Here is a 12,000-nt window from a genome sequence, read left to right on the forward strand (position 1 = left end):
TAACACAGATAAACGATACATAAAGGGGGATTATAAGCTCCATGAAAAAAATTACACTGCAAGTGATTGCAGATGAATTAAAAGTATCTAAAGCGCTTGTCTCCAAAGCGTTATCTAATGATCCGGCTGTTAATGAAGGCACACGAGAAAAGATATGGCAGACCGCAGAAGAAATGGGTTATCGGATTAAGCCTGTTCGCAAAAAAGTTGGAGATGCTCAAACAGGTAATATTGTAGTGTTAATGCCTAGAGCGTATCTTGATGATATTGAATACTGGGGTAAAGTGATGCAAGGCGTCGAAGCTGAGTTGACCAATCATCAGTTTAGTATGATTTTATCGACGATAGATATTAGTTTGTTTCCCAAAGAAGGATTGCCGTCAAGCATCTATGATCGCAAGGCGGATGGTGCTATCGTAATGGGGCATTTACCGGATAATTATATTGAAATGTTACGTTCGATCCATTTTCCCTTTGTGATGTTAGATGCGAATTTGTTAGATCCTTCGATTGATCATATTCTGGCGAATAATTTTTTGGGTGCCTATCAAGCGACCAATCATTTATTTGCACAAGGTCATCGTAACATAGGGTTTGTTGGTGATCCTGATGCTTCATGGAGCTTTCGTGAACGTAGCCGGGGATTTCGTGAAGCCATTCGTGATTTTAACGAAAAGAATACTGACGATATACAAGCAACGTTTATTGCTGGGATCGGTGTAAGTGGTACAGGAATGTATATCACTGGTGAATTCTCAGAACATTTGAAAACGCACACAACATCTGATCAAGCATTAACAGCACTATTTTGTGGAAATGATGTGGTAGCGTTAGAGACACTTAGTCTGTTATCAAAATGGGATATTCGTTGCCCGGAAGATGTATCTATTATCGGGTTTGATGATTTGACATTAACCGAGCTGATGAATCCTAAGCTAACTACAATTCGTGTTCCTAAAAATGATATTGGAATGCGAGCAGTACAAATGTTGATGCGACGTATTGAAAATCCTGATGTGACTCCTGAACATATACTAATGTCTACTCAATTGATTGAACGAGCATCAATTACAGCACCAAAGCAATCAAAAGAATAATTGGATATTATTATCATCCATTGAATAGCTACCTGTTAAAGACACCTATCCAGCACATCATGTGTAGAAGGTGTCTTTTTGCTATGTTTACAGTCGAATCATTTCAACAATTTTTATAAAGTTGAATTAAATATAATTATTTTGTTGAAATAAAAATTTAAATATGTTAATGTTTGGATGTAAGCGATATCAATATTAGGGGGATTCAAAGTGAAAAAAGTATACTTACCTGTTGTACTCCTTGTCATATTATCTGTATTCATCACCGCTTGTGGTAAAACAGAAAGTCAATCCGCCGACAAAAATGAGATTAGTGGCACGATCACTTTTTTAACGAATCGTACAGATATGATCGGTGAGAAATACGATGATTATGCTAAACGCTTTAATGAAAAGTATCCAGATGCTCATGTCGAATTTGAAGCGGTTACCGATTTGGATAAAACGACTAAGATTCGTGTAGGTTCAGGTGAATTTCCAGATGTAGTGTTAATTCCGACCATCCCTAATTCTGATCTTCCTAAATATTTTGCACCGTTAGATGATCTAGGATTGAATGATCGTATTTATTTTAAAGATTACAAGTCATTTGAAAACAAAGTGTATGGCATTTCAGTTGGTGCTACGACAACAGGTATTTTGTACAACAAAAAAGCTTTTGCCGATGCAGGGATTACTACAGTGCCACAAACGTTAGATGAATTTTATGCAGCAGCAGATAAGCTGAAAGCAGCCGGTAAAGTAGCACTTGCTTCTAATTTTAAAGATCAATGGACATTATATCCGTGGTCTTCAGAGATTCCGACTGCTATCGCAGGAGATGCTAACCTCAATAACAATCGTCTTCAAAGTGATGCACCTTATCAATTGGATAATCCTTATGGTCAATCGATGGGCATTATTCGCAATATGTATGAGAAAGGCTATCTTGAACCGGATATTAATTCGACCAATTGGGAGCAATCCAAAAAAGATATTGCCAGTGGTAAATTTGCGATGTATGTAATCGGCAACTGGGCGATTCCGCAAGTGATTGAAAGTGGAACCGATTCAGCTAACATCGGATACTTCCCATTCCCTTATGATAATTCTGGTAAACACAATGTGACATTAGCACCAGACTGGGCTTATGGAGTAAACAAAAACAGTGAGCATCCGGCAACAGCTAAAGCTTTTGTAAAATGGATGTTGGAAGATTCAGGATTTGATGATTTTGCAGGATTTATTCCAGTTCTCAAAGATAAAAAGCCGGCGGTTACTCAATTAACAGAATTTAATAGCTTCAAACCGAAGTATCTTGAAGCTGTATCTGATGATCCTAAAGTGACAGCAATTGTGAATAAAGCGCAGATCACCAAAGAAGCTTTTGTACAAGAATTTGTGCTAGCTTCAGACCCACAAACGATTATTGATAAATACAACGCAGCCTGGGCAAATGCCAAAAAATCACTAGGTAACTAAATCCAAATTAAAAGTTGAACTAAATAGAAGCAAAGTAGCATCGATCTGTAAACGAGTCTACTTTGCTCTATGAAGCTGTTATAGAAAGGGAATGAAGTGGAACGATGAGTCATATTTCATATCCGTTACAACGCAAATTCATTTTAATATCGTTTTTGTTGATCCCTTTGGCATTGTTAGCGCTATTTACGTATTATCCGGCGATGCGATTAGTATACTTGAGCTTTACCAGTTGGGATGGTATTAGTCCGGTTAAAGAGTGGCTTGGACTAGGGAACTATATTGAGATTTTCACCAATCCAGATTTGTTTGGTGTTTTTCTACATCAGATTCCATATGTACTGATTGGTATTATTCAAAATATCGTAGCGATTGTATTTGCTGTTATTTTGAATTCCAAGTTGCGAGGACGTAATTTTTTTAGAGTGATGTTGTTTCTTCCTTTTATTATGAATGCCGTTGCAGTTGCATTTATGTTCCAGTATGTCTTCGATACCACTAATGGATCGTTGAATGGATTGCTAGGGCTTGTTGGATTAGAGTCATGGCAACAAAGTTGGCTCGGTAATGCTTCGCTAGTTAACTATGCACTGGCTTCGATCGGCTTCTGGCGCTTTATGGGCTACAATATGGTCATTTATCTAGGAGCTTTACAATCGATTCCGGGTGATATGTACGAAGCCGCTAAAATTGATGGAGCCAGTCGTTTTCAAATGTTATGGTCACTAACTATTCCTAATCTAACCCCTATCATCTCGTTAAATATGTTCCTAACGCTTAGTGGTGCATTGGCTGTATTCGATTTACCGTTTGTTTTAACCAAAGGCGGCCCTGCTGGAGCGAGTGAAACGTTCTTATTCAAAACGATCGAGACTGCTTTCCAATTTAACAATTATGGGTTAGCTTCAGCGATGAGTGTGGTGTTACTTCTATTTACAGCCATTATTTTGTTAGTTCAAAATCTAGTCATTAATCGGAAAGGGGACTGATCATTAATGAGTCGAAAATTTGATCTTGTGCATATGCTCAAATATGTCATTTTGATTGTGGGTACATGTACCGTTCTTTTTCCACTGTATGTTGTATTTGTAAATGCATTTAAAAATGAAGATGAAGGCAGTAACCCTTTTTCGTTACCTGCTAGCTTTTTGAACTTTGACAATTTTGCAAATGTAATCGATCGTGCAGATATTATGCATGCTTTCTTCAATACATTTCTGATTATTATGGTCGCGTTAATCGGCAATATTATACTGGGTACGATGGTGGCTTATGCTGTAGGACGAATCGAATTTAGAGGGAAGAAACTCGTGATTGGGGCGTTTTTGATTGCTACGATTATCCCGACGATCACGACTCAGGTGGTTACCTTTTCTATTATTCAAGCGATGGGAATCTATAATACGCTGTATGCACCTATTTTGCTTTTTGTAGGAGCCGATGTGATCCAGATCTATATCTATTTGCAATTTATCAAAAATATTCCGTACGAATTAGATGAAAGTGCCATGATGGATGGAGCCAGTTTATTACGGATTTATCGCAGTATTATTTTACCGTTACTAGGGCCTGCAACAGCTACGTTAATTATTTTAAAAACAATCAATATTTACAATGAATTGTATATTCCATTTCTGTATATGCCCAAGCAAGACTTAGTGGTGGTCTCTACAGCTATTATGCGGTTTGCGGGAAACAATCAAGCCCAATGGACAAATATCTGTGCGGCGATTCTGATTATTATGATTCCAACCGTTTTATTATATTTATTTCTGCAAAAATATATCTTTTCAGGTGTGACCAGTGGTGCAGTAAAAGGATAATCATACGGTAAGAGAGGACATGATTCTATTGGCAAGTATGTATACATCAGATCAAGAATATTCATTGCGTCAGTTGACATGGGAACTGAAAGGATTCTGGCCCTGGGTTCCGATCAAAGGAACAAGTATGGAGATTGGGAATGAATTAATGGGTGTGACCGAATGGATGCCAGCAACTGTACCTGGTGGTGTTCATTATGATCTTTATCGTGCAGGTTGGATAGAGAGTCCATATCTTGATATGAACAGTCTAAAATGTGAATGGGTGGAGAATCGCTGGTGGGTGTATCGGACATGTTTTGACTGGACAGATGTATGGGGTGTAAACCCAGAATCTATTGGAACTGAACTGATCTGCAAAGGGCTTGATTACGAAGCCCTTATTTATTGGAACGGGCAATTTCTAGGAGAACATATCGGGATGTATGAACCGGCTGTATTGGATATCACCGCATGTCTGAAGCAAAGTCAGACTGTTGAATTACTAATTGTACTCAAACATCCTCCTGATGAAATGGGGCAAATCGGCAAAACGTCTACAACCTTTACTCAGAAAAGCCGATTCAATTACAAATGGGACTTTTCAACCCGTCTGATCAATATTGGAATCTGGGATGATCTTGTGCTCAAGTCCTATCAAAACTGTTCATTACAGGATATTCAAGTACAGACAGATCTAAATGAGCAACATCAAGGGCTTATTCAGATTGTTGGAGAGATCAAGCAACATGGGGAGAGTAAAGAGGCTAAGCTAGTGCAAGTATCTATTTTGGATTCAGCAGGAAATTCGGTTGTTCAATTAGAACAGTCACTTACAGAGCATGAGTCTGCATTTAACATTCAAAGTGTTATTGATTCTCCGCAGTTATGGTATCCCAATGGATATGGAGATCAGCCTTTGTATACTGTAGAGGTTATATTGCTTCAGCAGGATATGAAATGTGATCTGTATACATGTCGTATAGGGATTCGGCGCTTAGAATATATAGCGAATGAAGAAAGCCCAGCAGATGCTTTACCTTACACTGTCAAAATTAACGGGCGTAAAATCTATATTCGCGGTGCAAATATCACTCCACTGGATCATCTGTACGGCAATATTACGGATGGTCGTTATGAATGGCTTATTCACCTTGCTAAAGAAGCGAATATGAATATGCTTCGCATCTGGGGTGGTGGTATTATAGAAAAAAGTATTTTATATGAGCTATGTGATATGCACGGTATTATGATCTGGCAAGAATTTATCCAGTCTAGTTCTGGAATAGATAATAGGCCTTCTCAACAGCCAGAGTTTTTGACTTTATTACAAACCAATGCGATCTCTGCACTAAAGCGTCGTCGCAATCATACCAGCCTTACGATCTGGAGTGGTGGTAATGAATTAATGAGTGCACCTAATATTCCTTCGACATATGATGATCTTAATTTAGCGATGCTCAAGCAACTTGTTCAGCAATATGACGCACAGCGGTTGTTTTTACCAACATCTGCTTCAGGACCTGTGCAATATATTACCCATGAAAAAGGTGTCAGCCATGATGTACACGGTCACTGGAAATATGAAGGTAATCCGCAACATTATGTATTGTATGGAGAAGCAGATCATTTATTTCATAGTGAGTTTGGCGTAGACGGGATGAGTCCTGTTCGCAGTCTACATAAATTTCTAAGTGAGTCTTATCGGCAACCGACTTCGATGGAAGAGAGTCTGGTCTGGCGGCATCATGGAGAATGGTGGGATACGTATAGTCGGGATCTTGACTTATTTGGCTCTTTAGAGACATTAGAAACGTTTGTTAATTGTAGCCAATGGATTCAAGCTGAAGGATTACGCTTTATTTTGGATTCCAATCGAAGCCGGCAGTTTAACAATAGTGGTAGTCTTGTCTGGCAATTGAATGAACCGTGGCCTAATGTGAGCTGCACAAATCTAGTAGATTATTATTATGAAACGAAAATGGCTTATTATTGGGTGAAAGAAGCGTTTGCTCCTTTTCGAGCAAGTATCGATTATCGTAGTCTACATTATCAAGCAGGGCAGATTGTCGCATTTCCTATGCGTATTGTTAGTCATGATCACGACCAACCATTTAAAGTGAATATCCAATTGCTGAACAGCAAAGGTCAGATATTGCAAGAACGCCATATTGTTGGAACAACTAATTCCAATCATGCGGTAACGCCTGCTTTGTTCCGCTGTACGATTCCACAGACTGAAGATCAGTTATTCTATATTCGCTTGCAGTCTACATGTGGAGAGAAATCGATTGCAGATAATATGTATACTTTTTCAACGAAGCAACAGTCTATCTATGCACCTGCGCTTCAAAAAGGCAATTCTTATTTACAGGTAGAAGCCGATCAAGAGTGGAGTACTTCTGTATCTGATAGTATCGCTTATACATTATGGACAAGAGATTATAAAGTAACCAATCAAGGGGAAAGTGTAGCTTTGCATATCTATCCTTATGAATCCAGTGACCGTTATTGGATCACAGCAAGTGAAGCTTATTTTACTCTTTTCCCGGGTGAATCCAAACACATTACCGTGACTTGCTGTCGTCAAGAAGCTGAATTATTTTCAACAGAGCCATTATCGGTAGAGAATACGGATCACTCTGTAATAGATGGAGAGAGATTCCCTGAGATCGTATTTAGCGCATTTCAACAACATGCTAGTATTAACGAACGACAAACTGAATTAAATAGCTAGCTAGATAACCGTTATATTTGTAGTAGAAGAGGGCTGACTCGAGAAGGAAGAGTAAGTCCTTTTTGTTCAATTTTTATTTAAAATGAAACGTTTCCAAAAAAGTATTGAAACGTTTCCAATTTGGTGCTATTATAAATTCCATAAGAAAGGTCGGAGGTGTTAAATGACCAGCATTAAAGATGTAGCTATGCTAGCCGGCGTTGCTGTAGGAACCGTTTCTAGAGTTATTAACAACTCTGGAGCTGTTAAACCAATCACACGTCGAAAAGTAGAAGAAGCTATCCAAGAGCTTAATTATTTCCCGAATGAAGTCGCTCGTAATTTCAAAATGCAAAAATCTAAAATGGTAGCCTTATTGCTTCCGAGTATTTGGAATCCTTTCTTTTCTGAATTAGCTTATTATATTGAAGATGAATTGGATCAAGAAGGATTTAAGTTAATGTTATGCAATAGTGGAGGGAAACCTGAAAAAGAACTGTACTATCTGGATATGCTACGACAAAACAAAGTCGCGGGTATTGTAGGCATAACGTATAACGATATCGAAAGTAGTGTCAGTAATGATATTCCGATTGTAAGTATTGATCGACACTTTAATAAGAAGATCACCTGTGTCACTTCAGACAATTATGAAGGAGGGCGCTTAGCTCTAAGAGAACTGGTTAAAGCAGGATCTCAAAAGCCAGCTTTTATGGGAAGTATCACTTCTGTATTTAGCGAAACGATGAATCGAAGAAAAGGATTTATCGATGAAGCAGAAGCACTAGGAATCGATTATGTTATTTATGAAAAGGCAGATCCGATCGTAGATGATCAAGCGTATTTTGATGAGTTTTTTGGTACATATCCTGATATTGATGGTGTATTTGCAATTACAGATATGTTGGCAGCGAATTATATCGACAGAGCAACTAAACAGGGGATCTCAGTTCCAGAAGATGTAAAAGTGATTGGATACGATGGGATTCAAGATAGTCCTTATTTTCATCCTATATTATCAACAATCAGACAACCAGTAGAAGAAATGGCGCGCACGAGTATTAGACTCCTGTATAGCAAAATGGAAGGTGTCTCTTTGGAGCAACAAGTATACCGTATTCCAGTAATGTTCAAACAAGGTGAAACGACATGATCTTTGTTTAGATCAAAAAAACTTCAGTACATACTGCGTAATAAGGAGTACTTGCTGTTTTTTATTTAAAATTGGAAACGTTTCAAAAATGATCAATCCTATAAAATGAAACGTGAATATTTTATTTAGACCAAGTTGGAAACGTTTCAAAAACGATAGAAATGAAAGGGAGAATGAGAGTGGATTCGATAACCAGTCAGGTCAAACAACCGACCAAAACCAAACAAAAAAGATGGAGTCGCTTCAAACGAGACTATGAATTGTATTTATTTTTACTACCGATCATTATTATTTATCTTCTATTTAAGTACTATCCTATGTATGGCGTACAGATTGCCTTCAAAGATTTCTCACCCAGTCGAGGAATATGGGGAAGTGAATGGGTAGGATTTCAACACTTTATCGATTTTTTTAATTCCTATAATTTCTGGACAGTTATTATGAATACGCTCTCACTTAGCTTCTTATCCTTATTATTTGGATTCCCTGCTCCGATTATTATTGCCATTATGCTCAATCAAATGCTAGGGAAAACATACAAAAAATTTGTACAGACTGTGATTTATGCACCGCATTTTATATCTACAGTAGTACTGATCGGTATGCTTAACGTTTTTCTATCTCCCAATAGTGGAATGATCAATCATATCATTACGATGTTTGGCGGAGAACCGATTCTCTTTATGGCGGATGAAGGATGGTTCCGACCACTGTATATCTTATCAGGGATCTGGCAAGAAACAGGGTTTGCCACGATCATTTATCTGGCTGCACTAGCGGGGGTTAACCCTGAACTTCACGAAGCGGCAACAATGGATGGTGCAAGCAAATGGAAACGTGTATTGTACGTCGATATTCCAAGTATTTTGCCAACGATTGTGATCTTACTGATTCTCGCCCTCGGTAATATCATGAGTATAGGTTTTGAAAAAGCATTCTTAATGCAAAGTGATTTGAATTATGCGACCTCTAATATTATTCCAACTTATGTGTATGAGATGGGAATTCAGAAAGCACAATATAGCTTTTCGACAGCAGTAGGTTTGTTCAACTCACTGATCAATATTGTTCTGATTGTTACAGTCAACCGAATTGCCAAAAAAATGACAGAAACCAGTCTCTGGTAGGGAGGAGTTTACTTTGAATTCATTGCTGAAGCGTAAAAGTCGAGGAGATATGTGGTTTGACATTATTAATTATGCTCTACTGACCTTTATTATGTTGCTTGTATTATATCCATTGTATTTTGTATTGGTTGCCTCATTCAGTGATCCTAATTACATCTATTCGGGTGAGATTTGGTTATTTCCTAAAGGGTTTACTCTAGATGGATATGAACGAATTTTTAATGATTCTTCGATATGGATTGGATACGCGAATTCGATTTTGTATGCCACACTCGGAACACTGATCGGAGTTGCAGTTACCGTATTTGCAGCTTATCCTTTAGCTCGTAAAAATCTAGCTGGAAAGTCTTTTATTATGTGGTTTTTGCTAATCACTATGTTTTTTAGTGGAGGGTTGATTCCTACCTATTTGCTAATAAAAGATCTGCATTTGTTAAATACCATGTGGGCGCTTATTCTTCCTGGAGCAGGTGGCGTATTTAACGTTATTATCGTCAGAACGTTTTTTCAATCATCGATTCCAGATGAAATGTGGGAAGCCGCTTCTATTGATGGTTGTTCCAATACTCGATTTTTCTGGAGTATCGTTCTACCTTTATCCAAATCTATTTTAGCGGTTATGGTGCTTTATCATGTAGTCGGCTTTTGGAATGGATTCTTCGATGCTTTGATTTATTTGAGTGACGATAAGAAGTATCCACTACAATTAGTCCTTCGCAATATTCTAATTCAGAATCAGGTCAACTCGGGCATGATGATTGATGTCGAATCGTATGCAGCGAAAATGCGTGTGACTGAATTGATTAAATACGGCGTGATTATGGTATCCAGTCTACCTTTACTGATGTTGTATCCATTTTTGCAGAAGTACTTTGTTAAAGGAGTCATGATCGGATCAATCAAAGGATAAGTGAAATAGAGTTACACAGAAGTGATGATCGCAAAGAGATCTATTTTCATAACATGTGATACCAGATTGTAGCTTGTGGAAAGTATAAGGAGGTTAGAAATTGTGAAATCTGTATTAAAAAGTACCGTCATTTTGATGGTGAGTGGAGCGTTAATACTGGGTGGATGTTCAACCAATAATGGTTCCAACAATCAAAGTAGTGATCCCAGTAAAAAAGTAGCTTTTCATCAAACAGGTCTTCCTATTGTAGATGAATCAATAACGTTAAGAATGGTATCTCCAAAGTCTGCTTTAGCTCCAGAATTTTCAGAAATGGAAATCTTCAAACGTCTGGAAAAGAAGACACATGTCAAAATCAATTGGGAGAATATTCCTGATACTGATTATACAGAAAAGAAAAATTTGCTAATTGCTAGTGGCGATTTACCAGATGCTTTTTATGCAGCAGGATTTACCGATTACGAGTTAATCAATTATGGAAAAGATGGCACGATTATTCCGTTGGAAGATTTGATTGATCAATATGCGCCTAACTTGAAAGCACTGCTTAAACGTCGTCCTGATATCAAGTTAGCCATTACAGCAACAGATGGGCATATCTATGGATTACCTTCTTGGGAAGAAAACAATCTTGAAATCAACCCGTTCTTTCATGTGATTAATAAATCATGGCTGGATCAATTAGGGCTTCCTGTTCCGCAAACGTTAGATGAATATACAGCAGCTTTATTGGCTTTCAAAACACAAGATCCTAATGGAAACGGCAAGCCTGATGAAATCCCATTAAGCTTTATGCATATGCAATGGTGTATGGATATTGCAGGTCTTTTTGGAGCTTTTGGGCTTCCTGACAATTTGGAGCACAGAGTGGTTCGCAATGGACAAGTGATCTTTACCGCTACCCAGCCTCAATACAAGGAAGCATTAACGTATTTCCATGAGAAATGGTACAAGCAAGGTCTGATTGATCCAGAATCATTTACTCAAGATGCCGCGCAGTATTTATCTAAAGGTAAAACGATTGATGAGACGCTTGGATCGTATATCTGGTGGGAAGCTGAAGAAGTGGTTGGAACAGAGCGTGCTAAAGATTATGTTCTTCTATCTCCACTAAAAGGACCGCAAGGAGATCAATTGATTGGACGTGCTAACGGTGGAGGCCCAGGGCGCGGAGCTTTTGCTATTACTAGCGTCAACAGTAATCCCGAATTGACGATGCGTTGGATTGATCAACAATATGAACCGTATATGGCTGCCCAAATTCACTGGGGTCCGTTAGATATCATATTTAAAAAAGACAAAAATGGTAAATTAGTCAATCTGCCACTTCCAGAAGGAGCATCCGCAGGAGAGTATCGCCAAAAAGTAACACCAGGATCAGGTGGACCGGGCGTCATTACGGCTGCTGATTTTGGGAAAGTTGTAGATATGGAGCCTCGTGCTCAGAATCGTGCTAAAGATTTAGCCAAATACTATGTTCCTTATATGGAAAAAGAGAAGTACCCAAATATCTTTTTTGCAGCAGAAGAATTGGATAAGATCAACAGAATTGAGCCTGAATTAATGAGATATGTCAACACGAAAAGAGGACAATTTATTGTGAACGGTGTGACCGATGAAGAGTGGAATGATTATTTAAAAACATTGGAGAAAATGGGTCTGAATGAATTGATGGGCATCTATCAGACCGGACTTGATCGTTACAATGCTAATCTTACAAATAAATAGAGAATA

Annotated in this window: 9 protein-coding genes; all 9 read left to right on the forward strand. The window is 38.2% G+C overall.

Features of this window, described 5'->3' with window-relative positions; translation table 11 throughout:
* Nucleotides 1-41 precede the first annotated feature (41 nt).
* The 9 genes from RCP16_RS03800 (at nucleotide 42) to RCP16_RS03840 (ending at nucleotide 11,994) form a co-directional block, all read left to right on the forward strand.
* On the forward strand, nucleotides 42-1,097 hold the full coding sequence (locus tag RCP16_RS03800) for a LacI family DNA-binding transcriptional regulator (RefSeq protein WP_069328972.1): 1,056 nt from the start codon (nucleotides 42-44) through the stop codon (nucleotides 1,095-1,097).
* 210 nt (nucleotides 1,098-1,307) lie between these two features.
* Nucleotides 1,308-2,558: an ABC transporter substrate-binding protein gene (locus RCP16_RS03805; RefSeq protein WP_308641701.1), complete on the forward strand. Its 1,251-nt coding sequence runs from the start codon at nucleotides 1,308-1,310 to the stop codon at nucleotides 2,556-2,558.
* Between the two features lie 104 nt (nucleotides 2,559-2,662).
* Nucleotides 2,663-3,547, forward strand: coding sequence for a carbohydrate ABC transporter permease (locus RCP16_RS03810; protein ID WP_069328974.1), 885 nt, complete (start codon nucleotides 2,663-2,665; stop codon nucleotides 3,545-3,547).
* Nucleotides 3,548-3,553: 6 nt separating this feature from the next.
* A complete protein-coding gene (locus tag RCP16_RS03815) occupies nucleotides 3,554-4,381 on the forward strand; it encodes a carbohydrate ABC transporter permease (RefSeq protein WP_137220742.1) in 828 nt (275 codons plus the stop codon).
* A gap of 37 nt (nucleotides 4,382-4,418) precedes the next feature.
* Nucleotides 4,419-7,097, forward strand: a complete 2,679-nt coding sequence (locus tag RCP16_RS03820; RefSeq protein WP_308641702.1) for a glycoside hydrolase family 2 protein — start codon at nucleotides 4,419-4,421, stop codon at nucleotides 7,095-7,097.
* 163 nt (nucleotides 7,098-7,260) lie between these two features.
* Nucleotides 7,261-8,229, forward strand: a complete 969-nt coding sequence (locus RCP16_RS03825; RefSeq protein ID WP_137220740.1) for a LacI family DNA-binding transcriptional regulator — start codon at nucleotides 7,261-7,263, stop codon at nucleotides 8,227-8,229.
* Between the two features lie 173 nt (nucleotides 8,230-8,402).
* The gene (locus tag RCP16_RS03830; protein ID WP_193555929.1) at nucleotides 8,403-9,356 is read left to right on the forward strand and encodes an ABC transporter permease; all 954 of its coding nucleotides are present in this window, start codon (nucleotides 8,403-8,405) and stop codon (nucleotides 9,354-9,356) included.
* A 13-nt stretch (nucleotides 9,357-9,369) separates the two neighbouring features.
* Nucleotides 9,370-10,266: a carbohydrate ABC transporter permease gene (locus RCP16_RS03835; RefSeq protein ID WP_069328979.1), complete on the forward strand. Its 897-nt coding sequence runs from the start codon at nucleotides 9,370-9,372 to the stop codon at nucleotides 10,264-10,266.
* A 135-nt stretch (nucleotides 10,267-10,401) separates the two neighbouring features.
* Complete coding sequence (locus RCP16_RS03840; RefSeq protein ID WP_308642442.1) at nucleotides 10,402-11,994, forward strand: ABC transporter substrate-binding protein; 1,593 nt, start codon at nucleotides 10,402-10,404, stop codon at nucleotides 11,992-11,994.
* The last annotated feature ends 6 nt before the right edge of the window (nucleotides 11,995-12,000 follow it).

The sequence above is a fragment of the Paenibacillus nuruki genome (genome assembly GCF_963311185.1).
Taxonomy (GTDB): Bacteria; Bacillota; Bacilli; order Paenibacillales; family Paenibacillaceae; genus Saccharibacillus; species Saccharibacillus nuruki.

Bases quoted from the DNA above. Each gene is read 5' to 3' on its own strand.
- RCP16_RS03800 (WP_069328972.1), top strand. From the start codon at position 42: ATGAAAAAAATTACACTGCAAGTGATTGCAGATGAATTAAAAGTATCT.
- RCP16_RS03810 (WP_069328974.1), top strand. From the start codon at position 2,663: ATGAGTCATATTTCATATCCGTTACAACGCAAATTCATTTTAATATCG.
- RCP16_RS03815 (WP_137220742.1), top strand. From the start codon at position 3,554: ATGAGTCGAAAATTTGATCTTGTGCATATGCTCAAATATGTCATTTTG.
- RCP16_RS03820 (WP_308641702.1), top strand. From the start codon at position 4,419: ATGTATACATCAGATCAAGAATATTCATTGCGTCAGTTGACATGGGAA.
- RCP16_RS03825 (WP_137220740.1), top strand. From the start codon at position 7,261: ATGACCAGCATTAAAGATGTAGCTATGCTAGCCGGCGTTGCTGTAGGA.
- RCP16_RS03830 (WP_193555929.1), top strand. From the start codon at position 8,403: ATGAGAGTGGATTCGATAACCAGTCAGGTCAAACAACCGACCAAAACC.
- RCP16_RS03840 (WP_308642442.1), top strand. From the start codon at position 10,402: ATGGTGAGTGGAGCGTTAATACTGGGTGGATGTTCAACCAATAATGGT.